The organism is Larkinella sp., assembly GCF_965227735.1.
GTDB lineage: Bacteria > Bacteroidota > Bacteroidia > Cytophagales > Spirosomataceae > Larkinella.
In genome coordinates this window covers 5,304,492-5,327,495 of sequence record NZ_OZ245776.1, presented here as the reverse complement: position 1 = coordinate 5,327,495, position 23,004 = coordinate 5,304,492, and the positions used below count along the sequence as shown (strand labels likewise).

The 23,004-nt window shown below is 54.4% G+C and carries 16 protein-coding genes; 11 read left to right on the top strand and 5 right to left on the bottom strand.

Features of this window, described 5'->3' with window-relative positions:
* Positions 1 to 8 precede the first annotated feature (8 nt).
* The 4 genes from ACO064_RS20800 (at position 9) to ACO064_RS20785 (ending at position 5,606) form a co-directional block, all read left to right on the top strand.
* Entirely contained in the window at positions 9 to 1,424 is a 1,416-nt protein-coding gene (locus tag ACO064_RS20800; protein ID WP_421829155.1) for a RagB/SusD family nutrient uptake outer membrane protein, read from the top strand.
* 67 nt (positions 1,425 to 1,491) lie between these two features.
* Positions 1,492 to 3,378 (top strand): LamG-like jellyroll fold domain-containing protein, encoded by a 1,887-nt coding sequence (locus tag ACO064_RS20795; RefSeq protein WP_421829154.1) that lies wholly within the window; start codon positions 1,492 to 1,494, stop codon positions 3,376 to 3,378.
* Positions 3,379 to 3,513: 135 nt separating this feature from the next.
* Positions 3,514 to 4,242, top strand: coding sequence for a D-lyxose/D-mannose family sugar isomerase (locus ACO064_RS20790; RefSeq protein WP_421829153.1), 729 nt, complete (start codon positions 3,514 to 3,516; stop codon positions 4,240 to 4,242).
* Positions 4,243 to 4,253: 11 nt separating this feature from the next.
* Positions 4,254 to 5,606, top strand: coding sequence for a bile acid:sodium symporter family protein (locus tag ACO064_RS20785; RefSeq protein ID WP_421829152.1), 1,353 nt, complete (start codon positions 4,254 to 4,256; stop codon positions 5,604 to 5,606).
* Positions 5,607 to 5,793: 187 nt separating this feature from the next.
* On the opposite strand, the gene ACO064_RS20780 is transcribed toward ACO064_RS20785, so the two are convergent.
* The gene (locus tag ACO064_RS20780) at positions 5,794 to 6,390 is read right to left on the bottom strand and encodes an RNA polymerase sigma-70 factor (RefSeq protein ID WP_421829151.1); all 597 of its coding nucleotides are present in this window, start codon (positions 6,388 to 6,390) and stop codon (positions 5,794 to 5,796) included.
* 173 nt (positions 6,391 to 6,563) lie between these two features.
* Between ACO064_RS20780 and ACO064_RS20775 the strand changes: the two genes are divergently transcribed.
* From ACO064_RS20775 to ACO064_RS20750, 6 genes are all read left to right on the top strand, one after another.
* On the top strand, positions 6,564 to 7,580 hold the full coding sequence (locus tag ACO064_RS20775) for a FecR family protein (RefSeq protein ID WP_421829150.1): 1,017 nt from the start codon (positions 6,564 to 6,566) through the stop codon (positions 7,578 to 7,580).
* A gap of 202 nt (positions 7,581 to 7,782) precedes the next feature.
* Positions 7,783 to 11,193, top strand: coding sequence for a TonB-dependent receptor (locus ACO064_RS20770; RefSeq protein WP_421829149.1), 3,411 nt, complete (start codon positions 7,783 to 7,785; stop codon positions 11,191 to 11,193).
* 20 nt (positions 11,194 to 11,213) lie between these two features.
* On the top strand, positions 11,214 to 12,722 hold the full coding sequence (locus ACO064_RS20765; protein WP_421829148.1) for a RagB/SusD family nutrient uptake outer membrane protein: 1,509 nt from the start codon (positions 11,214 to 11,216) through the stop codon (positions 12,720 to 12,722).
* A gap of 613 nt (positions 12,723 to 13,335) precedes the next feature.
* Entirely contained in the window at positions 13,336 to 14,928 is a 1,593-nt protein-coding gene (locus ACO064_RS20760) for a family 16 glycoside hydrolase (protein WP_421829147.1), read from the top strand.
* A 225-nt stretch (positions 14,929 to 15,153) separates the two neighbouring features.
* A complete protein-coding gene (locus ACO064_RS20755) occupies positions 15,154 to 18,153 on the top strand; it encodes a PVC-type heme-binding CxxCH protein (protein ID WP_421829146.1) in 3,000 nt (999 codons plus the stop codon).
* 61 nt (positions 18,154 to 18,214) lie between these two features.
* On the top strand, positions 18,215 to 18,643 hold the full coding sequence (locus tag ACO064_RS20750; RefSeq protein ID WP_421829145.1) for an energy transducer TonB: 429 nt from the start codon (positions 18,215 to 18,217) through the stop codon (positions 18,641 to 18,643).
* An 11-nt stretch (positions 18,644 to 18,654) separates the two neighbouring features.
* Here the strand turns inward: ACO064_RS20750 and ACO064_RS20745 are convergent, their stop codons facing one another.
* Together ACO064_RS20745 and ACO064_RS20740 are read right to left on the bottom strand one after the other, a co-directional pair.
* The gene (locus ACO064_RS20745) at positions 18,655 to 19,491 is read right to left on the bottom strand and encodes an ion transporter (RefSeq protein WP_421829144.1); all 837 of its coding nucleotides are present in this window, start codon (positions 19,489 to 19,491) and stop codon (positions 18,655 to 18,657) included.
* A 159-nt stretch (positions 19,492 to 19,650) separates the two neighbouring features.
* Positions 19,651 to 20,541, bottom strand: coding sequence for a pirin family protein (locus tag ACO064_RS20740; protein ID WP_421829143.1), 891 nt, complete (start codon positions 20,539 to 20,541; stop codon positions 19,651 to 19,653).
* A gap of 107 nt (positions 20,542 to 20,648) precedes the next feature.
* Between ACO064_RS20740 and ACO064_RS20735 the strand changes: the two genes are divergently transcribed.
* A complete protein-coding gene (locus tag ACO064_RS20735) occupies positions 20,649 to 21,014 on the top strand; it encodes a winged helix-turn-helix transcriptional regulator (RefSeq protein ID WP_421829141.1) in 366 nt (121 codons plus the stop codon).
* A 36-nt stretch (positions 21,015 to 21,050) separates the two neighbouring features.
* Here the strand turns inward: ACO064_RS20735 and ACO064_RS20730 are convergent, their stop codons facing one another.
* Together ACO064_RS20730 and ACO064_RS20725 are read right to left on the bottom strand one after the other, a co-directional pair.
* Positions 21,051 to 22,136: a lipase family protein gene (locus ACO064_RS20730; RefSeq protein WP_421829140.1), complete on the bottom strand. Its 1,086-nt coding sequence runs from the start codon at positions 22,134 to 22,136 to the stop codon at positions 21,051 to 21,053.
* 80 nt (positions 22,137 to 22,216) lie between these two features.
* Entirely contained in the window at positions 22,217 to 22,987 is a 771-nt protein-coding gene (locus ACO064_RS20725; RefSeq protein ID WP_421829139.1) for an SDR family NAD(P)-dependent oxidoreductase, read from the bottom strand.
* Between the last annotated feature and the right edge of the window lie 17 nt (positions 22,988 to 23,004).

Below are 23,004 nucleotides of genomic sequence, written 5' to 3'. Positions count from 1 at the left end.
CCTCGACCATGAAAAAAATTAGCTCTATACTTCTAGCCACCGCATTGTTCAGTCTGGCCAGCGGTTGCACCGATGTCCTCGATCAGGTGCCGGTGAGCGCCCTGACGCAGGGTTCCTTTTTCCAGAATGCCGCCGATGCTGAAGCTGCCATCATTGCGGCTTATGACGCCTTGCAGGGCGACGACACACGCCGGGTGGTCTGGGGTGATGCCCGCGCCGACAACCTGAAAATACCGGTCGAAACGATTGGTGTCACCGATCCGGGTGTGCTGGATTTTCAGAACGACAACATCAGCAACAGCAGCGGTTTTGCAACCTGGGCACCGTTTTATGTGGGAATCAACCGCGTCAACAACGTACTGGCGCAGGTTCCCACCATTCAAAGCCCGACCATCGGCAGCGTTCGCAACCGAATTATGGGCGAAGCGTATTTTTTGCGGGCGTTCAACTATTTCTTCATGCTGCGGCTCTGGGGTGCCGTGCCGCTGGTGCTGGAACCGACCAATTCGCTAGACAGGGACTTGCAGGTACCCCGAACGCCCGCCGACAAAATTCAGGAGCAAATTATTACGGACCTGATCGAAGCGGAAAAACTGCTGCCGGTTACCTACGCATCGAACATCGAAACCCGGGGCCGGGCCACGCAGGGAGCCGCGCAGGCGTTGCTGAGTAAGGTTTACCTCTGGCGGAGTTCCTATAACCAGACGAATGAATGGCAATTGGCCGCCGATTATGCCGCCAAAGTGATCACCAACCCCACCTATTCGCTGGTTTCCGGAGCCAATTACGGCACGCTTTTCACGGCCAAAAACACGACCGAATCCATTTTCGAGCTGCAGTATAGCAATGCCAATCAGGAAACCAACGGCCTTTCGGCCTACTTCCTGCCCCGCAGCAGCAAGGTGCAAACCGGTGGAAATCAGACGCTCATTCCAACCCCGAAACTGGTGGACGCGTTCGAACCGGGCGATTTGCGGAAAGCCGCCAGTTTCTTCCTTAGCAACCCGCAAACCGATCAGTTTGCGAACTTACCCACGGTGGGAAAATACCTCGGAACGGTGGTCGGCAACGCCCGCTTCGGCGACAGCAACTACATTTTTCTGCGGCTGGCCGACGTCATCTTGATGCAGGCCGAAGCCCTAACGCAGTTGGGCAAAACCACCGAAGCTGTCGCGCTGCTTAACCGCATCCGCAGCCGGGCGGGTTTGGCTAACACGACAGCCACAGCCAAAGACGCGATTCTGCTGGCTATTGAACAGGAACGCTTCGTCGAGCTGTGTTTCGAAGGCCACCGCTGGTATGATCTGCTCCGAACCGGGCGCGCCAAAGCGGTTCTGGGCGTCGATAAAAACCCGCTGTTGCCTGTTCCAATTACCGAAATTATGCTCAATCCCAATCTATTGCCCCAAAATCCGGGGTATTGATCTTTCGTCCAGCCGCTCATCGGTAGTCCGGCGGAGCGGCTGGCTTTTAGGTAAAACCGTTGAAACCATGCAAGTCAACTTGAAAAAAATCGTCCTGTCGCTGAGTCTCGGTTTCGCCCTGACCGGTGTGCTGGTGGCGCAGGACGCCCGCGATATCAAAACCGGGATGGTGATTCCCGACGAAACGTACAGTGATCAGCCTTACATTGTCAAAACCAACGACGGCGCGTGGCTCTGCGTGCTGACCACCGGAACCGGTCACGAGGGCGCGTCGGGCCAGCATCTGATTTCGCAGCGGAGTCTGGATCAGGGGAAAACCTGGATCGACAAACGCGATGTTGAACCGGGCGACGGGCCGGAAGCCTCGTATGCCGTGTTGTTGAAAGCCCCGTCGGGCCGGATTTTTGTTTTCTACAACCATAATACCGACAACATCCGGGCGGTGAAAGGCGACAATCCGCCGTATGCCGATGGGCTGGTCAAACGGGTGGATAGCCAGGGGTATTTTGTCTTCAAATACTCGGACGACAACGGCAAAAGCTGGTCGGCCAACCGGGTGGCGATCTCGATGCGGAATTTCGAAATCGACAAGAAGAACCCGTATCAGGGCAAAATTCAGTACTTCTGGAACGTGGGCCGGGCGTTTGCTTACAAGGAATCGGCGTATGTTCCGGTCCATAAAGTCGGCGGTTTTGGCGAAGGTTTTTTCACGACGAGCGAAGGCGCGTTGCTGCAAAGTCCCGATTTGTTCACGGCCACCGATCCCGCCAAAGCCAAATGGAACACCCTGCCCGACGGCGAAATCGGCCTGCGAACCCCGGCCAAAGACGGCGGTCCCATTGCCGAAGAACAGAATTTCGTAGTGCTGAGCGACGGTTCCTTCTTCTGCGTTTACCGAACCATCGACGGCCATCCGGCCTACACCTACAGCCGGGATGCGGGTCATACCTGGGAACCGCCCCAGTACATGCGGTATGGAAACGGCCAGTTGATGAAGCACCCGCGAGCGGCTAATTTTGTCTGGAAATGCGAGAATGGGAAATACCTCTACTGGTTTCACAACCACGGCGGGCGGTTTATTCGGGAACACAAAAACCGGCGCAGCATGGCCTATGAAGACCGCAATCCGGCCTGGGTGTCGGGCGGTGTGGAAGTCGATTCGCCGAAAGGAAAAGTCATCAAGTGGACGCAGCCCGAGGTTTTGCTGTACGACGAAGACCCACTGATCCGGATGAGCTACCCCGATCTGGTCGAAGACAAAGGCTCGTATTTCATCACGGAAACGCAGAAAGACATCGCCCGCGTCCACAAAATTGACGAAAAGCTGCTGAATCTGGTATGGAACCAGTTCGACAATCCGAAAAAAGCGCAGGATGGTTTGGTGACCAACTGGTCGTATCAATCAGGAAAATTCCCGCAAACCGTGGCCGCCCCAACGCTACCCGAATTTTACAAACGCGATACGAAAAAACTGGAACAGCCCGGTATGAATGTACCGAACGGTTTTACCGTCGACCTCAGCTTCACCCTCAACAATCTGTCTGACAACCAGATTCTGCTCGACGCCCGCGACGCTACCGGCAAAGGCTGGGTTGTACGGACGACGGACAAAAAAACGGTTGCGTTTGCGATGAACGACGGCCGAACCGAATCCGCCTGGACCTGCGACGAAGGCTTGCTGAAAGCCAATCAGAACCATCATGTCAGCATCATTGTCGATGGTGGTCCGCACCTCATTTCCTTCGTGGTCGATGGCAATTTCAACGACGGGGGCGACACGCGGCAGTTCGGCTGGGGCCGGTTCAATCCGTACCTGAAATCGGTGGCCGGAGCCACTCAGATCACCCTCGGAACGCAGTTCAACGGGCGGATCAGCCAGCTTTCGGTCTACAACCGGGCGTTGACGGTGTCGGAAGCCATCGGCAATTACAACGCACAGAAGAAGACGCCGTAAAAATCACCAATCCCGTAGGGATGAATCATCTTGTAGCCCCCGGTTTAAACCGGGGGTCGCGAAACCATTGTGCATTTTCCGAAACCGTTTTAACGGTTTCACATTCCCAGAACCAAACACATCACCCTGATTCTCATGAACTTGAAACGCTCCATTGTGAACGCCAGCATCGAAACGGCGAAAGAAGTTATTGCCCATTTTGGAATGCACCTCCCCCCTTTCGCCAACTGGACGCTTGACCAGTGGCTCGACGCCGGACCGGAATACAACGAAATCCGCGATTGCATGCTGGGCTGGGACGTCACCGACTTTGGCAGCCAGGATTTTCATAATATCGGGCGGACGTTGTTTACCGTCCGCAATGGCCGGCCCAACCAACCGAACTACCCCAAACAATACGCCGAAAAATGGTTGATCGACCCGGAAAACCAACGCGCCCCGGCCCACTTCCACCTCTCAAAACGCGAAGACATCATCTGCCGCGCGGGCGGCAACGTACTGGTGCAACTCACCAAAGCCGACGCGGAAGGCCATCCGTCAAAGGAGACGTTTCTGACGCAGGTAGACGGTTGCACCCGGCGACTGGGGCCGGGCGAGATCGTGCGGCTGCGACCCGGCGAAAGCCTGACCATTCACCCGCGCACGATTCACCAGTTCTGGGGTGAAGAAGGCACCGGTTGGCCGATCGACGGCGTTGGCTACACGCTCAGTGCCGAGATTTCGAGCGTCTGCGACGATCTGAACGACAACGTTTTCCTGGTCGATTACGGTGTCCGGTTTCCCGAAATCGAAGAGGACGAAGCCCGCCGGTATTTCCTCTGCCATGAGTATCCCAGAGCGGGTATTGAACTTATTAGCGAATAACCCTAAACCTGATGATGCCACGTCGCTTTTCGATTGCCCTGCTGGTTTTATCCGGCCTGGCCTTTGCCGGTTCCGCTTTTCTGTACGCGTCTGATAACCTCACAGCAACCGGCCCGGTGTTGATGCTGGCGCTGGTTTTGCTGGCGCTGGCGTTCCGGGGTTTCGCCCAACTCAAAGGGTTTTCCTACACCGTCTGGATTCTGGCGGCTGTCACGGTCGCGATGTTCTACCCCACGTATTTCTTCACCGTCGGCGGTTTTCAGTTGAAAAAGCTCATCGTTCCTTTCGTACAGCTCACTATGTTCGGCATGGGGTCACACATGAGTTTCGACGATTTTAAGGGTGTCGTCAAAATGCCGAAAGGCGTTCTGATCGGGATTGGCTGCCACTTTATGGTGATGCCGCTGGTCGGTTTTTCATTATCCCATCTGTTCGATTTTGAACCCGAAATTGCCGGGGGCGTCATCCTGATCGGCTGCGTTTCCAGCGCGATGGCGTCCAATGTGATGTCGTATCTGTCGGGGGCCAACCTGGCACTGGCCGTCACGATCGGGGCCTGTTCCACCATTCTGTCGCCGTTCATTACGCCTTTTCTGATGAAGTGGCTGGGTGGGCAGTACGTCGAAATCGACATCGCCCACATGATGATCGACATCACCAACATGATCATCATCCCAATTGTCGCCGGTTTTATTTTCAACCTGTTTTATTTCGGCAACGAAACCAGACGTGCCAAAACCGTTCAGTTGCTGGCTTTTGCCGGTATTATTCTGGTGACGAATCTGGTGATGATGGTGGTTACGAAGGCCGATGGCAGGGGTTTTCTGATGGCTCTCCTGACCTCGACGTTCTGGTTTTACCTGCTGCCGATGGTCAGCGCGATGCTGCTGAAAAATGCGAAGACCATCGACCGGCCCATGATTGAAAGCAGCCTTTCGTTTGTCGCCATGCTCGGCATTGTCATCAATACCGTCATCATCACGGCGTCGGGGCGCGACAATCTGCTGCAAGTTGGTGGTTTGCTGATCATTACCTGCCTGCTGCACAATGTGATTGGCTTGAGTGTCGGTTATTTCACAGCCTTGCTGTTTGGACTGCCCGAGCGGGATCGCCGGACGATTGCGTTTGAAGTTGGGATGCAGAACGGCGGAGTGGCCACCGGCCTGGCCCTGCAAATGGGAAAAGTGGCGACGTTGGGGCTGGCATCCGCCATCTTCGGGCCGTTGCAGAACGTGACCGGCTCGGCGCTGGCGAACTGGTTTCGGAAACGACCAACGGGAGAAAAAACCGTTAGTGGGTTACCGGTTCAATCGGAAAATCAGGACGTTCCGGCAAGCCAGTTCTCAGGAGAACGTTCCGTGTGAAAAGAGGATGTTGCCAAATCCAGCCCACGGTTTAAACCGTGGGTTTACGATAAATGCATCGCGCACGCTGAAACCGTTTTAACGGTTTAGGAATCTCAAAACCGTTGAAACGGTTTTCCATTCCGGATTCGTTTTTGCCGGATTCCCACGGTTCAAACCATGGGCTGTTTTTTAATTCGTACCGAAATCAATGCAGGAGCAACAACGTCGATAAAACCCCGGCCACATACAACAGCTTAACCCGCAGCACCCGCAGGCACTTGCTGATGTGAAATTCAATGGTTTTTTCGGCCAGCCCGAGTTGCTCTGCAATTTCCTTGTTGGCGAGACCACTGCGGCTGAGTTCGAACACTTCCCGGCTTTTTTCGGGCAGATTTTTCAATTCCCGCAGGTAGACTTCCTGAACTTCCCGCAACTGAATCCAGTCCTGCACGACGTTGGCCGAGTGCGAAACCTGAACTTCCGAATACACCTCATCCAACGAAACCGATTTGTGCAGAATTTGCTTCCGGAGGTGGGAAATGATCCGGTTTTTGAGCGCCGAAAACAGATAGACCTGAACGGTTTTGTCGATGGAAAGGGCTTCCCGCTGCACCCAGAGCGTCACAAATAAATCTTGTACCAGGTCTTCGGAAGCATCCGAATCGCCGGTTTTCCGGTAGGCCAATGCGTAGAGTTTTCCGGAAAACCGGGCGTGCAGTTCCGCAAAAGCCGCCGAATCGGCTTTCGTCTTCACCAGTTGCCACAGCGCCTGGGCGTCCATCTCACGGTACGGGTTGTGCATCGATTCTAAAAAACAGGCCCGATGCAATACTACAAAACAGGCCCGATGCAATACTACTAAGGTTTCAGATAGTATTTGTTATAAACTTTCTTCAAATCCCACCAGGGTCAGCGGTTTTTTGTGCGTCTTGTCAATAGAGCGGCCAAACAAGTGGGAGCTGACCAAACAAACCTATGAACCCAAAAGCCATTTCGCCCGACCTGCTGAAGAAATACCTGGAGGGAAGGTGCAACCCGGACGAAGTTGAACAGGTAGAGCAATGGTACGCCAGCCTGAACAATGAAACCGCCGAAAGCCGGGAATTGAACCAGCCCCGGCACTTGAAAAAAATTCAGGACATCATCCGTCACCAAACCGACGACGAAACCCAGCCGGAACAGCCCGTCAAAGTTCGTCCGCTGGTACCGGCTTTCTGGCGGTATGCTGCGGCTGCCGTGGTGCTGCTCATCGCCAGTCTGGGGGTCTACTTCTATCTCAATACCGCCCAACCGGTTGCAAACCCGGTCGCCGATGCGGTTTCCATTGTCAACGCGCAAAAGCAGGTGGTTCGTCACCAGTTGCCGGATGGCAGCAAAGTCTGGCTGAATCCGGAGGCTAAGATTCAGTATACGGCCCGGGCGTTTTCCGAAACGTCGCGGACGGTGAGCGTCGAAGGGGAAGCGTTTTTCGAAGTCACCAAAGACCCGGCGCGGCCCTTTTACGTCAAGAGTAATTCACTGCTGGTGAAAGTATTGGGAACCAGTTTCAACGTAAAGTCCAACTCCGATCGGTCGTGGTATGAGGTATCGGTCGTAACGGGCAAGGTGTCGGTATCGGTTCCGGACCGCCAGGGGAAGGAGAAATCGGTGCTGCTATTGCCCCGTCAACAGGCGGTTTTCGAAGTCGCTTCGGGTCTGCTGACGTCTACGGAACTTTCGAAATTTCGGGAAAAAGTTGATACCTGGCAGCCCATTTCACTCACGTTCGAGGATGAAAAACTGTCGGAAGTTGCAATGCGGCTACAGAAGAAATACGGGATCAAAATCAAACTCGCCAACCCCAATCTGGCCAATTGCCGCCTGAAAGCCACTTTTGACCACAACCGGCTGGCGGAAATTCTGGAAATAACGACCCAAATGGTGGAAGCTACTTATGAAATGCGGGGCGACAGCATCGTGATCGACGGAGAAGGCTGTGGTACCGTAGAATGAACGCAAAAAACCGGAAGATGAAATGTTAATGGTAACCTCTAAACCCCCTCCTATGCGACAACGACAACCCCTCTTTTTGCCGGGCTTGTAAAGGAAATCAGGAGTGATTGCGGCACTCCTGACTCTGAACAAGCATTCCTGAATCCCATCACTCGGAAGGTGATGATCGGCTTTCTATTGTTCAATTTAACCACCCAAACCTATGCATTTTTTTCTAAAAAACAAGACTGTATATGCCCTTATGCGGTTATCGGTGCTTCAAATTCTGCTCATTGGACTCCTCACGGCGGTTGCTTACGCCCGGGAATCCGACGCGCAGGACCTTCTCAAACGAAATATTAGCCTGAAGGCTGAAAATGTATCGCTGCAAAAAGCCCTTTCGGAGATCGAAAGCCGGGCCAACGTGCGGTTTGCCTACAGCCGGAGCATGATTCCGGTCGACGAAAAAGTGAGCATCTCGGCCCTCAATGAACCGCTTTCGACGGTCCTCGACCGGCTGTTGTCACCCCTGCAAATCGAATACAAATCCACCAACGAGCAGATCATCCTCAAGCGCAACCGGCGAAAAACGTCCTTTCTGAGCACCCCGGAAATTCTGCGGGACATTACGCCCCTGCCGATCCAGCCCAAAGCCGACATCACGGTTTCGGGGAAAGTGACCGACGAAAAAAACGAAGCCCTGCCGGGCGTCAGTGTCGTTCTGAAAGGCTCGCAGCGCGGAACCACCACCAATGCCGAGGGTCGGTATACGCTCGCCGTTCCGAATGAAAATGCGACGCTGGTTTTCTCGTTTGTGGGCTATTTGCCGGAGGAAATGGTCGTTGGCAACCGGTCCACCGTCGATGTTCTGCTCAAAACCGACACGAAAGCCCTGGCCGAGGTGGTTGTGGTGGGCTACGGAACGCAGCAAAAGGAAGACATTACCGGCGCGATTTCCACGATTTCCGAACGGCAGATGAAAGACGCGCCCGTGGCGCAGGTGGGACAGTTGTTGCAGGGAAAACTGAGCGGGGTGCGCATCGATCAGGTGTCGGGACGGCCTGGCGAAGGCATGAACATCAAAATCCGGGGGGCGGTTTCGATCACCGCCGGGGCCGATCCGCTGTATGTGGTGGACGGCATGCCCATTTCCGGCAATATCAACACCATCAATCCCGCTGAAATTGAAAGCATTACGGTTCTGAAAGATGCCGCAGCCTCCTCGCTCTACGGTTCGCGGGCGGCCAACGGCGTGGTGCTGATCCAGACCAAATCGGCGATTCCCGGCAAAACGCAAATCGACTTCGACGCCTATTACGGTTTCGAACAGATCCCGAAATCGCGTCGGCTGACGATGATGAACGCGCAGGAATACGCGCAGTTTCAGAAAGAAATCGCCGAATTGAACGGTCGTCCGGTGAACGCGGCCTTTCAGAATCCCGAACAATACGCCGGAAAAGGCACCGACTGGTATGACGCCATCACCCGAACCGCGCCCATCCAGAGCTACAACCTGACCGTCAACGCGGGCATGAAAAATTTCAGCACCTCGGTCACGGGCGGGTATTTCAGCCAGGAAGGCGTCATTGTCGGAACGGGGTACAAGCGGCTTTCGCTGAGGGTCAACTCGATTTTTACGCCCGGCCCGAAGGTGCGAATCGGTTTCAACATCGCCCCGAATTACGCCACCAACACCAATTTTGCCACCGACGGCGGACCGTACGGTTCCGAGAACATCGTTTCGGCGGCTCTGGCGACCACCCCGCTGGCGAGTCCCTACAACCCGGACGGCAGCCTGACGCTGACCGCTTCGGACCCGGCGACGTTTGGCAATCCGAACTGGCTGCGGGTGGCCAAAGAGAAAGTGTATGAGGGAAAAAACCTACAACTGTTGGCGAATGCCTTTGTCGAATACAAAATTTTGAAGGGGCTGACGGCCAAAACGACGGTGAACGTTCAGACGAGCAATTCCAACGTGTTCCAGTTCAATCCGTCGACCATTGGCGTCATGTTTACGCCCCCGCCCCGGATTCCGTTCGGTTCCGACAACTCCAGCCGGTCGTATAACTGGGTGAACGAGAACTCGTTGATGTACCAAACCGACGTCAACGGGCATAACATCGACGCGCTGGTCGATTTTACGGCGCAGCGGTTTCGGGGTGAAAACACGCTCGTTACGGCCAGTAACTACGCCGACGACAAGATTCAGGCCGTCAGTGCCGCCGGTCGGGTGGTGGTCACCAGCGGGGTGCAGGAGTGGGCCTTGCTGTCGTATCTGGCGCGGCTGAATTACAATTACAAAAGCAAATACCTCTTCACGGCTTCGGTTCGGCGCGACGGTTCCTCGCGGTTTGGGCCGGACAACCGCTGGGGAAATTTCCCCTCGGCTTCCGTGGGCTGGATTGTGTCGAAGGAAGATTTCTGGAAATTCAAACCGGTTTCGTTCCTGAAACTCCGCGCCAGCTACGGCACTACCGGCAATTTCGACATCGGGAATTACACATTTCGTTCGACCATCAGCCCGGTGTATTACGGGTTTAACAACGGGCTGTTTCAGGGCCGGGCCACAACCAACCTGGGCGACAATGCGTTAGGCTGGGAACGCAAGAAGCAACTGAACGTGGGCGCCGACATCTACTTCCTGAACGACCGCATTCAGTTGACATATAATTACTATTCGACCAAATCCAGCGATCTGCTGTTTAACGTTGCGGTTCCCCAATCGTCCGGTTTCAGTAACATCCAAACCAACATCGGTGAGCTGAAACTGTGGGGGCACGAAATCGGGATCAATACCTACAACATCAACACCAGCCGGTTTTCGTGGAATACCAACTTCAATATTTCGTTCGACCGCAACAAAACCGTCAGCCTATCGACCCAATCAACCACGGCCTTGTTCCACGGCATCAGCAGCTACGGTTTTTACAGCCACCGTTCGCAGGTAGGCCGACCCGTCGGGATGTTCTACGGGGCGGTTCAGGATGGCGTCTATGTGGATCAGGCCGACTTCGACAGGTCGCCCAAGTATGCTGACTCACAGGTGGGAACCATCAAGTTCCGGGATTTGAACGGCGACGGAAAAATCACATTTCCCGAAGACTACACCGACATTGGCAACCCCTGGCCGGATTTCATTTTCGGGATGACCAACACGTTTACCTACGGAAATTTCGACGGTTCGCTGACCCTCACCGGCACCTACGGCAACCAGATTCTGACGCATTACGAAAACTGGACAACCAATCTCGACGGCGTTTTCAACGTCCTGGCCGAAGTGAAAGACCGCTGGAAATCGCCGGAAAATCCGGGAGCGGGCAAATACGGCAGTGTGAAACAGGGAACGACGTATCTGGAGCGCGACCGCTGGCACACCCGCTACATCAAGGATGGCAGTTTCCTGTCGTTCAAAAACATCACGCTGGGCTACACGCTTCCACTGAAAGCCGGGAGCGTCGTCCGCCGACTGCGGGTTTACGGCAGCGTTCAGAATGCGTTTGTGATCACCAGGTATCCGGGGCCGAATCCCGAGGTAAACACGCGCAATTCGGCCAGCGGCAGTTCGCCGGGCATCGATGAAAATTCGTATCCGGTGCCCCGCACGGTCAGTTTCGGCGTCAACGTCGGTTTCTAAACCCTCCAATTCGACTCACCATGAAAAATAGATTTTTACTCGCGGGACTCCTGCTTTTTACGATCAGCGCCTGCAAGGATTTTTTAGATGTTGTTCCCGAAACCGTGCTGACACCGGCCAGTTTCTACCAGTCAAAAGCGGATTTTGAACAGGCCGTCGGCGGAATTTACGCCCCGCTGCAACCACTGTATAACCAGGACTGGATTCTGAACGAGATGCGTTCCGACAACACGCATTTTGTGTTCAACATCGCCCAGCGCGGTCCCAAACCGGAAGAAGACCCTTCGACATTCACCATTGAAAACAACAACCGCAATACGGCCGGAAAATGGACGAACGACTACCTGATCATCGCCCGCGCCAACCAGGTGCTGAGTACGATCGACGGGGTCGATTTCGATCAGGCTTCCAAAGACAACCTGAAAGGTCAGGCGTATTTCCTGCGCGCTTTTGCCTACTTCGATTTGCTGAAAAATTTCGGGGGCGTCCCGGTTTTTCTGGAACCGGCCGGTTCCTACAAAGACACCTTCAAGCCGCGCGCCGACATTGCCGAGGTGTATAAACAGATCATTGCCGACGCTGATCAGGCGGCCAAACTGCTGCCCGCCAAAACCGCCCAGGCGGCCGGGCGCGTCGCATCGGGCGCGGCTTACACCCTGCTGGCCGATGTCTACATCAACCAGAAACGCTGGCCCGAAGCCGAAGCGGCTCTAAAACAGGTGACGGCCCAGGGTTACGCGCTGGTGGCGGAATACGGCGACGTGTTCAAACCAACGAATGAAGGCAATAGCGAAATCATTTTCGATGTGCAGTACGCCGAAGGGACGTCGCAGGCCGTCAGCAATTACATGCCGTATAAGTTTTTGCCGGTACTGGCTGATCCATCGGTGATTACCGGCGTAAAACCGTCGTCGTCGAATACGGATGGCTGCTACAATACGCCAACGCCCGATTTGCTGGCGGCTTACGAGGATACGCTCCGAGACAAGCGGTATAAGGCGTCGATCGGGTTTTATTCCGGCACCTCGCCGTTGGTGGGGGTTACGTATAACAACACGCCGTACATCAAAAAATACCAGTTTCCGCACGCCCGCTACGGCGAAACCGGTGTCAACTGGCCCGTCTACCGGTATGCGGAAGTGCTGTTGATGCTGGCCGAAGCCGCCAATGAACAAGGGCGTTCGGCGGATGCGGGCGGTTTTCTGAATCAGGTTCGGAGCCGGGCGGGGTTGCCCAACGCCACCGCTAGCAACCAAACGGCGTTGCGCGATGCCATCCTGCGCGAACGCCGGATCGAGCTGGCTTTTGAGAACAAACGCTGGCATGACCTGGTCCGCAGTGCCCTGGCTGTCAAGACCATGAGTGACTACGGTGCGCGAATGAAGGCCAATCCGCAGAAATATTATTACCCGCTGGGTAGTGCGCCCGCAGCCGCTGCTTTTAACGTTACCGAGCGGGATTTGCTGTACCCGATTCCCATCGGGGAGATCATTATCAATCCGGATATGAAACAGAATCCGGGGTATTGAAAAGCTTGCCCCAACCCCTAAAGGGGCTTTTACATCCAGATGTATAAAGCTCCCTTTTTGACTTTCAGGAAATAACCGTTCATTGTCATTTTATCGTTCATCCCTACGGGATTTTAGACCCACCTCGTTCATCTTTACCCCCGGTTCAAACCGGGGGCTACAAGATGATTCATCCCTACGGGATTTTTGAATTTGAGCATCTCGTAGGGATGTCCCATTTCGTAGCCGTGGGTTTTGACCCGCCAAATCAGGTAATAATCGAAGATAAATCCCGTAGGGATGAAGCATCTTGTAGCCGTGGGTTTTAACCCGCCAAATCAGGTAATAATCGAAGATAAATCCCGTAGGGATGACTCATTTTGTAGCCGTGGGTTTTAACCCGCCCCAAATCAGGTAATAATCGAAGATAAATCCCGTAGGGATGAAGCATCTTGTAGCGGTGGGTTTTAACCCGCCAAATCAGGTGATAATCGAATACCATAAATCCCGTAGGGATGGCTCATTTTGTAGCCGTGGGTTTTAACCCGCCGTTCGAATGACGATAAAATGCCAATGAACAGTTATTTCCCGGAACCAAATTTGGGGTAAAAATTCCTAAACCAACAGAAAACGTATGTTGTCACCAAAATTCTTTAAAGACGCTTTTCGATCTACAAACTGCCACCGGTTTGCCTTTCTGGCGATACTACTCTCGATTGTAGACACAACCGGTTTCGCGCAACCCCGCCTGGATAAAACGTTCTTCAACGGCAAGGATTTGTCCGGCTGGTCGGCGACGGACATGAAGTACTGGTCGGTGAAAAACGGCACTATCGTGGGCCGGGCCAACCAGCCGGTTCCCAAAAACCGCTTCCTCTGGTCGTCGGTCAAGGTGAGTGATTTTTATTTGAGCATTGATGTCAAACTCGAACCGGACGACCGCAATGCCGGGATTCAGTTTCGCTCCAAACCCGCCGACGCGACGGGGCAGGCCCTGGGCTATCAGGCGGATATGGGAAAAGACGTTTGGGGGCGACTCTACCACGAACACGGTCGGCAGAAGCTGGATTGGGGCGACCGGGGCGAGAAAGCCGTCAAACGCGGACAGTGGAATCATTACGAAATTCTGGCCGTGGGTGACCGGATCTGGACGACCATTAATGGAAAATTAGCGGTGGCGATCAAAGACCCCGGTGGGGATGCATCGGGGCAGATTGCCCTCCAGATTCACAGCGGTGATCCGCAAACCGTTACCTACAAAATCAACAGGCTAGTCCACAATCCGAAAGTCGAACTGGCGGGGATGAACGAAGCGCAATTGAACGACCACCTGAAACGCCCGGAGGACAAACGCCAGAGCAGTTTGCCGCTGAAATTTAACCCGGACGATGTCATTGCGTTTGCCGGGGGAACCAACATCGCCACGATGCGTAAAGACGGTATTCTGGAAACGCTGCTCATGGCCGCGCACCCCACCACAAAACTCCACCTCTGGAACCTGGGCTGGGACGGCGACACGGTGTATGAGCAATTTCGGGATGTCGGTTTCGGGAGTTGGAGCAAGAATCTGGACAGCCTGGGCGTTGACGTGGTGTTCGTGCAGTTCGGGCAACTGGAGTCGCTGGAGGGCGAAAAAGCCCTTCCCAAATTCATAGCTGCGTACCAAAAACTGCTGAATGAAATCCGGAAAACTGACCGGCGCATTGTGCTGCTTTCGCCGATTCCATTCGAACCCGCCCGTTCGCACCTGACCCCGGAAGGGAAATCGAATAATCGCTTGACGACCGCGCCCGTTGAACACTACACGAATGAGATCAAAAAGCTGGCGGAATCCGAAGGGTACAGTTTTGTCGATCTGTTTCATCCGGTTCAGTCGTCAGCTTCGTTCGGGACTTTGACGACCAACGGGATGCACCTCAACACGGACGGCCAACAGTTGGTGGCGGAATTGATCATGAAAGCCTTGCATCAACCGCAGGAATTTTCCAATCAGTTTGCCCCGCTTCGAAAAGAAGTTCTGACGAAAAACGTCCTGTGGTTCAACTACTGGCGACCAAGCAACTGGGCGTTCCTGAACGGCGACCGGATTACGCAACCGTTCAGCCACGACTGGAAAGACAAAAACCGGCGGATTTTTCCGGAAGAAATGAAAGCTTTCGAGCCGCTAATCCGGGAAGCCGAACAGCGGATTGCGGACGAACAACGCAAGCTGGCTCCGGTGCGATGAGCTGTTTTCCCAAACCCCGTCCCAGTCGCAAAAAACCAGCCCACGGTTTGAACCGTGGAAATCCGTCGGAAATGAAACACGGGCCAGGCAACCGTTTTAACGGTTTTGGAAACCGCGTTAAACCGTTAAAACGGTTATTTAAAATTATGGTCTTTCTCCAAACCCACGGACGGTTCGCCGTTGCGATGAAACCGTGGGCTGTATGAATCGGCAAACGCCTTTCTTATGACTGCTGTCAACAACCCCACTACGTATAAAATACCGCTCCTCATTGCCCTGACTCTGGGCCTTTTCAGTCAACCAAATAGGTGTCTGGGTCAAATCAATCCGATGTCGGTTTCGCCGGCCGAAACCGACAATTCGGTGGCCGCCGAACTCAAATCGTTTCAGTTGGCCAAAGGCTACAAAATCGAGTTGTTCGCTTCCGAAGACCTCGGCATTGCCGACCCCTGCGCCATGCGGTGGGACGAAAAAGGGCGGCTTTGGGTGCTGACCATTCCGTCGTATCCGCAACTGGAACCCGGCAAAAAACCGGTCGATAAACTCACCGTTCTGGAAGATCGCAACGGCGACGGGAAAGCTGACACATCCTGGGTTTTTGCCGACGGACTCATGATGCCGCTCGGTTTTGAGCTCGGCCACGGCGGGGTCTATCTGGGCGAACAAACCGAGCTGGTGTTTCTGAAAGATACCAACGGCGACGGAAAAGCCGATACCCGGCAGGTGCTGATGTCGGGTTTTGGCACGCACGATTCGCACCAGACGCTCAACTCGTTTATCTGGAGTCCGGGAGGTGAGTTGTTTTTTTCGCAGGGACACAGCATTTACAGCCGCGTCGAAACCGCCTGGGGCATCGAAAAAGCCGACCGGGCTGCCATCTGGCGGTATCGGCCCCTGCGTCGTCAGCTCGACAATTTTCTGGATGGTTCGATGGCCAGCGTCAATCCGTGGGGCATGAACTTCGGCGAGTGGGGGGAAATGTTTCACAAAGCCAACGACCCCGAATTGTTTTACACGGTTCCCGGTCTGGTCAAAACCGCCCAACGCGCCCTGCTCCCGCCCATTGGCAAGCTGGTCATCAAAGGTTCCATCATCGAAATCATTCGAACCAAACACTTGCCGGACGATCTGAAGGGTGATTTTGTGATTGCCGGGTATTACAACAACAAAATCGAGCGGATGCGGGTCGCCAACGATTCGTCCGGGTATTCAGCCCGGCTGCTCGATCCGATTTTGAGTTCGAGCAGCCGCAGTTTCCGGCCCATCGACGTGAAAGTTGGCCCCGACGGCGCATTGTACATTATGGATTGGTACAACCCGATTATCGGACATTATCAGGCTTCCATGCGGCACCCGGATCGTGACAAAACCCACGGACGAATCTGGCGGATTATGGCCACCGACCGGCCACTCGTTCAGCCGCCGAAGCTGGCCGGGCAGCCGGTCCCGGTTTTGCTGGATTATCTGAAATCCGATGAACACTGGGTGCGGTATCAGGTGAAACGGTTATTGGCTGAAAAACCGATGCCCGAAGTCAGACCGGCGTTGACGGAATGGGTGGCAAAACTAGACCCAAAAGATCCGAATGACGAACACCACCGGATGGAGGCCCTCGGCGTGTTTGAAAGCCACGAACTGGTCTATGAAGACCTGCTTCGGCAACTCGTCAACGGAAAAGAATCGGGTGCGCGGGCCTATGCCGCGCACGTGGCCGGGCGTTGGTCCGACCGCCTGGCTGATCCACTGGCGCTGCTGGAACCGTTGATCAATGACAAAAATGCGCGGGTTCGGCTCGAAGCCCTGGTGGCGGTCAGTTCCGTTCATACGCCCGGAGCGATGGTGCTGGCGACGCAGGTGCTGAACCAGCCGATGGACAAATTTCTGACGTATGCCCTGAACAAAACCGCCTATGCCTTGCAGGATTCGTGGGAACCGGCGTTGCAAAGCGGGAAGCTGACCTTCAAAAAACCGGCTCATCTGGCCTGGCTCGTGAGCGTTTTACCACCGTCGTGGTATACACCGGATCAATACCGGAAGCTGATTGGTTCTGAAAACCTGTCGCCGGAGGTCCGGCGGAATCTGCTGCTCAGTCTGGCGAAAACCGGAAAAGCCGCCGACATCGAGTTCGTGTTGAGTCAGCCGTCGGCGCAAACCGATGCGGTTTTGCTCGAAAACCTGAGCAAACTGGACGTCCGGCCGGTCTCTCCTATTGCGGCTACTTCTCTCAAGAACAGCCTTTTGCCATCAAAAACCGCCGAAGTGAACATGGCCGCGATTCATCTGGCGCGGTCCTGGAAAATCAGTTCAACCGCGGCAACCATCAACACCCTGGCGATGAACAACCAGATCGATCAGCGAGTCCGGGCCGAAGGCTTGAAAGCATTGGTCGAACTGCGCGGGCGGGCAGCTTTGCCGTTGCTGCAAAAGCTGGTGGGTTCTGCCGAAACGCCCCGCGTGATCCGGCTGGCGTCGTTAAAGGGCCTCAGCGAACTGGATGTTGCGCTGGCGGCCCGGGCAACCGTGGCCGAAATGCAGCGTTCCGGGGTTTCGGTCGACGCCATGCGGGAAGCCATCGCCCCTCTGATCGACCAGCGTTCCGGCATCAAGGCCCTCACGGCGGAACTGGGAAAAACCGCCCTGCCAAAACCGCAGGCCCGGCTGGCGCTGGAAGCCCTGGCCACCAAAGGCGTCAACGCGCCCGAACTCAGCGCCCGGCTGAATGCCCTGGCCGAAGAACGGACCATTGTAGCCCGAAAATACCGTCCAGATTACGTAGAAAAACTAGCAAAAGCCGTTCAGGAACAGGGCAATGCCAAACGGGGTGAGTTGATTTATCAGGCCAACCCAAGCTGTTCGGCCTGTCATTCTTTAAACGGCAAAGGCGGCACCATTGGCCCGAACCTGTCGGCCATTGGCCGCGGACTTTCCTCCCGCGAAATCATCACGGAAGTGCTGTGGCCCAACCAGAACATCAAGGAAGGCTATAACCAGGTGCAGGTGGAAACGAAAAAAGGCGAAATCATTCAGGGCATCAAGGTGTTCGAAACCCCTGAGGTGATTCACATCAAAACGACGGGTTCCACCAAAAACCGGGTCATCGGCAAAAAGGAACTGGCGAGCCAGACCGAAAGTGGTTCGCTGATGCCGACGGGACTGATGGATGCGTATTCGGAGGAAGATGTGCGGGATTTGATCCGGTATTTAAGCGAATTGGGGAGCAAGTAACGGCAGAAATCCGTACGTTTGCCTATTCAGGTTATTCGGTTGGCCACACAACAGAAACTCCATGATCCGGCAATCCTTCCTTACCACACTTTCACTACTGGGGACGCTCTGCTTTCTGGCCCAATGCCAGCCCAAAAACCTCGATTCGACGTCCACAGCCGACCGACCGGTTTATTTGGTCGTCGAAGATTCGCCCACTTTTCCGGGAGGAATGAGCAAGTTAGGCGAGTATATTGGGAAGAATCTTCACTACCCCGAAACCGCCCGGAAAGCCGGACAGGAAGGTAAGGTATTCGTTACCTTTATCGTCAGCGAGCAGGGCCGGATCGAGAAGGCGGAAATTTTAAAAGGTCTGGGGTCAGAGCTGGACGCGGAGGCCATTCGACTCATCGAAAATATGCCTGCCTGGATACCGGCGAAACAAGGGGGACAGGTGGTGGCTTGTCGATATAACCTGCCGATCCATTTCAGCCTCAACAGGAGCCGGTAATGCGAAACTCATTACAAGTGCGTTCCGCAGTATTTGCAGAAAACCGCATCGGTGTCGTGCCCTTCCGCCCCACACGACGGACACGATTGGGATGAAACGGCTTGCTTTAGCTTCAGGGCTGCCTGCGAAAGTTCGACGGTGACGATGCCGGTGGGAACAGCAATGATGCCATAGCCCATGATCATGACGAGTGATGCCAGTGCCTTGCCGAGAGGTGTCTGGGGCGAGAGGTCGCCGTAGCCTACGGTCGTCAGGGTCACAATGGCCCAGTAAATGCTCGTTGGAATGCTGTCGAAGCCGTTTTCTTCCCCCTCGATGATGTACATCAGCGACCCCAGCACAACCACCAGCGAAAGAACCGTCAGGATGAACACGCTGATTTTGCGACGGCTGGCCCGCAACGCACTGGTCAGAATGGTGGCTTCCGAGAGGTATGCCGATAACTTCAGAATACGGAAAATCCGGAGCAGCCGCAGAATACGGATCGTGAACAGATACTGGGTGCCGGGAACGAACAAACTCAGGTAGGTTGGCAAAATGGCCAGAATATCAACGATGCCGAAGAAGCTCCCCGCATACCGCAGCGGTCGCTTCACGCTGATGAGCCGGAGGACGTATTCGATGGTAAACAGCACCGTAAAAAACAACTCTGCCAGGTGCAGTTCATCCCCATACACCGCCCTGACCCGGCCGATGCTCTCCAGCATGACGATGATGACACTCACCAGAATGCTCCCGATCAGGATCATATCGAACGCCTTTCCGGCGGGCGTATCGGCTTCGAAAATGATCTCGTGCAGACGAAGCCGCCAGTGTGTGGAAGGCGGTTTGGGGGTAGACAAAGACATAGGCGCGGTGGTTTACGGGACAATCCACCTGCTTAACACCGATTGTTGAAGTCCGGTTTAAAAGGGGCAGTTCGTCCTTCCAATTCCCGAAACGAATTCGGAATGACGAACTACCCATCCAGCCCTCTTTTCTTTCTGAATCAGAGACGCGTACGTAACTCAATACCGAAACTTCTGCTTTTCCGGCAAAACCGACACATGCCCCATTTTGCCCTGCCGAAACGCCTGGTACAATCCTTTGATGTCGCTTTCGGTGTCGCCAATGAAAGGACCGTAAGACACAATCGGATCGTGCTGCGGCTGTCCGGCATACAAAATCACCCGTCCTCCCGTTTCCCCGGCGGTTAGTTGAAGGTCGCTGAGCGCATCCCCGGAAAAGGTATCGAGCCAGCCTACCTGGTTTTCTTTCAGCAGCGTTCTCTCTTCCCCAATTTCAACACTTCCGCCAACTACGTACAAAAAGGTGTTAAAAGAAGCCGGAAGGTGCTGGGTGGTGCTGACGCCGGATTGTAACTGTATGTCGGCAATAATAACCGGCACATGATTCTGAACCGGCGAGGTAATCCCGGCAAACGAACCGCTGTAGAGCCGGATTTCCAGCCCGGATTCCGACACGCTGGGAACCGTCTCTGCCGTCAAATCCTGAACGCGGGGTGTCGTCCAGCGGTCTTTTTTAGGCAGGTTGAGCCATAATTGCAAAAGCCGCATCCTCGTTTTCCGGTCGATGGTTTCCGTATGAACGATCCCGCTTCCGGCGGTCATCATCTGGAAATCACCCGCTTTCATCCGGTGGTCATCATCGCCCAGTTCGCCTTCCAGGATCAGTGTAACCGTTTCAAAACCAGCGTGGGGATGCGGACCGCCCACCGGCTCACCCCCTTTTTTGTCGAGCACGTCGTCCATCAACAGTATAAACGGATCACTTTCCGAAAAACTCCTATGGATGACCGCGCGGGCCGTGTGATCGGGTCCCAGAAATCCCGGCTGGGCGGGTGGCGTATATACGTTGACCAGCTTGCGCCGGATCGTCACATCTTGTTGCGTTTCCATGATTTTAATCTTTTTATTTCGTAAACAAATTTACCTATATTTACTATCTATTTGTAAGCACTATACTTTTTAATAGCACTATCCTTTTGGATAGCAAACCGGAAACTATGGAAAAGCCCGTCGAATTGAATCACTCGGAATGCATGGGAATTTTACGACCCATTCGCGACGCGCTGGATGTGCTGAATGGCAAGTGGAAATTACCCATCATTGTGGCATTGACGTTCGGAGAGAAACGGTTCAGTGAAATAGCCCGGGAGGTTCACGGCATTACCGACCGCGTGTTATCCAAGGAATTACAGGATCTGACGATGAACGGGCTGGTGAAACGGACGGTGGAAGACACCTTCCCGGTGAAGGTTACCTACGCCCTGACACCCCACAGCAAATCGCTGGATGAAGTCATTGAAGCCCTGCGAAAATGGGGCGTTCTGCACCGGGAGATCATCCTGAAAGGTCCGTCAGGCGAGTAACGTCCGACCATCGGTTTTCAGGAGGAAACCCCGGCTTTACTTCAGCCGGTTTCCTAAAAACAAATACGGTTTTAGCAGGTGGTTTTGGAAAAGTTGCTTCGGATCAACCGGGAACTGCTGGTAATACTCTTCGTCGGCGTCCAACACGATGGTCTGCCCGGCCCGCATAAAATGACTGCTTGGGAAATACGTCGGTTTCTGGTAGTCCGGCAAATTTTTCCCGACAGCCTTGCTGATGTAGTTCCCCAGAAACCGCTGGTACTGTTTCTGCGCTTTTCGGGAGGGCTTGTCCATTTTGTTGAAAACGTAATTGAACATCACCCGATTGAGAAACGTCTGATTCCGGATGGCTTTGCGAATCGTCGTAACGGGATTGGTCAGGTTGAAATCGTCGGTGGTCTGCACCGTCAACGGAAATTCGGGAACCCAGTCGGCGGAATTGACCACATTAAACGCCCAGCCGCTCTGCGTAAGAACCTCGTAATCATACGCAAAGGAAAGATTTCCCGGCTTGGGCGCAGCAATGCTATAGGTTTTAAAGCGCAGGTCGGCGGGGAGCCGGTTTCCCCGCAAGTTGGAGAGGTACGACGTCATTAAAAAGGTGATGGCGCCCCCCTGACTGATGCCGGTAATCATGAATTCTTTGGTTCCTTTCTGAATGCAGGAATCCATTTTCGGCAGAATATCTCTGGCGAGATACGCCATGCCAATTAACCAGCCCGCGTGGACAGCCGCGCGGGGATTTTTAGCCAGTTTGTAAGCAAACGGCTCGTTGGGGCCCAACTGAATCTGGCCCGTGGCTGGCACCATCGCGGCATAAAAGTTTTCAATCCAGCCCAGCGGGTCGAGGGTGGTGCCCCGAATGCTGATCACCGCAACGCCGTTGTCACCCTGCCACAATTCCCAGCGATTATCGAGTCCCACAACCGGCGAGCGATACACTTTTTTGTAGCCTTGTGGAGGATCAATCGTCGCCGAGTCGATGTGTCCGGCACCCACGCGCAGCATTTCCAGGTATTCGGCTTTTTCAAAACCGGGTTTCAGTTGGTTCGATTGCGCCGAAACGCGACCGAAGAACAAGCCGACCGATGCAATCAAAAGCGGAAGAAATCGTGTTTTCATACGGAGCGTATTTGGTTAAGACAGTAACGGATTGATCAACCCTTTTGATTTACGAACTCCTCCGATTTGATCTTTCCTGCTCAATACGTTGCCCTGCCGCCCGAAATATCGTAAATAAAACCGGTTGAAAAACTGTTTTCGGGGGAAACGATGAAACAGGCCATCGCGGCTACTTCGTCCGTTTCGCCCAGGCGGCCCATCGGGATTTTGGCGGTCATGTAGGCCAGTTGTTCCGGGGCGGTGTCGGCGTTCATGGCGGTTCTGATCACGGCCGGGGCTAGCCCATTGACGGTGATTCCGGCAGTGGCGTATTCCTTGGCAATGGCTTTCACCAACCCGATGACGCCCGCCTTGCTGACCGAATAGCCCACCATGCCGGGGTTGCCTTCTTTTCCGGCGATGGACGCAATGAGCAAAATCCGGCCATACTGCCGGCTGGCCATGTGCCCGACGGTGTATTTGGTAATCAGAAAACTCCCGAACAGGTTGACGGCGAGCAACTTTTCAAAATCAGCCGTCGCGTAGGCCGTAATGTTGGTGCTGGTAGGCCCAACAATCCCCGCCGAATGCACCACGACATCGAGCTGCCCGAAATCCGAAACGGTTTGCTCCACGGCTTGTTTGACCTGTTCTTCCTGCGAAATATCCACGGTATACGTCCGAACAACAACGCCTGAAGCGGCAAACTCCTGCGCTGTTTGCTCCAGCAAAACCGCATTTCGGTCGAAGAGCGCCACCGAAGCACCTTCCGCACCCAGCCGCCGGGCAATGGCTTTTCCTAAACCGTCTGCTCCACCGGTAACGATAGCAACCTGCCCTTTGTAGCGGTCGGGGAAAATTACTCTATCCATTCTATTTTTAGTATAAT

What these genes read in the sequence shown, in the direction of transcription:
- ACO064_RS20795 (WP_421829154.1), top strand. Translation starts at nt 1,492, where the DNA reads ATGCAAGTCAACTTGAAAAAAATCGTCCTGTCGCTGAGTCTCGGTTTC.
- ACO064_RS20730 (WP_421829140.1), bottom strand. Translation starts at nt 22,136, where the DNA reads ATGAAAACACGATTTCTTCCGCTTTTGATTGCATCGGTCGGCTTGTTC.
- ACO064_RS20775 (WP_421829150.1), top strand. Translation starts at nt 6,564, where the DNA reads ATGAACCCAAAAGCCATTTCGCCCGACCTGCTGAAGAAATACCTGGAG.
- ACO064_RS20725 (WP_421829139.1), bottom strand. Translation starts at nt 22,987, where the DNA reads ATGGATAGAGTAATTTTCCCCGACCGCTACAAAGGGCAGGTTGCTATC.
- ACO064_RS20790 (WP_421829153.1), top strand. Translation starts at nt 3,514, where the DNA reads ATGAACTTGAAACGCTCCATTGTGAACGCCAGCATCGAAACGGCGAAA.
- ACO064_RS20760 (WP_421829147.1), top strand. Translation starts at nt 13,336, where the DNA reads ATGTTGTCACCAAAATTCTTTAAAGACGCTTTTCGATCTACAAACTGC.
- ACO064_RS20740 (WP_421829143.1), bottom strand. Translation starts at nt 20,541, where the DNA reads ATGGAAACGCAACAAGATGTGACGATCCGGCGCAAGCTGGTCAACGTA.
- ACO064_RS20750 (WP_421829145.1), top strand. Translation starts at nt 18,215, where the DNA reads ATGATCCGGCAATCCTTCCTTACCACACTTTCACTACTGGGGACGCTC.
- ACO064_RS20800 (WP_421829155.1), top strand. Translation starts at nt 9, where the DNA reads ATGAAAAAAATTAGCTCTATACTTCTAGCCACCGCATTGTTCAGTCTG.
- ACO064_RS20770 (WP_421829149.1), top strand. Translation starts at nt 7,783, where the DNA reads ATGCATTTTTTTCTAAAAAACAAGACTGTATATGCCCTTATGCGGTTA.
- ACO064_RS20765 (WP_421829148.1), top strand. Translation starts at nt 11,214, where the DNA reads ATGAAAAATAGATTTTTACTCGCGGGACTCCTGCTTTTTACGATCAGC.
- ACO064_RS20755 (WP_421829146.1), top strand. Translation starts at nt 15,154, where the DNA reads ATGACTGCTGTCAACAACCCCACTACGTATAAAATACCGCTCCTCATT.
- ACO064_RS20780 (WP_421829151.1), bottom strand. Translation starts at nt 6,390, where the DNA reads ATGCACAACCCGTACCGTGAGATGGACGCCCAGGCGCTGTGGCAACTG.
- ACO064_RS20735 (WP_421829141.1), top strand. Translation starts at nt 20,649, where the DNA reads ATGGAAAAGCCCGTCGAATTGAATCACTCGGAATGCATGGGAATTTTA.
- ACO064_RS20745 (WP_421829144.1), bottom strand. Translation starts at nt 19,491, where the DNA reads ATGTCTTTGTCTACCCCCAAACCGCCTTCCACACACTGGCGGCTTCGT.
- ACO064_RS20785 (WP_421829152.1), top strand. Translation starts at nt 4,254, where the DNA reads ATGATGCCACGTCGCTTTTCGATTGCCCTGCTGGTTTTATCCGGCCTG.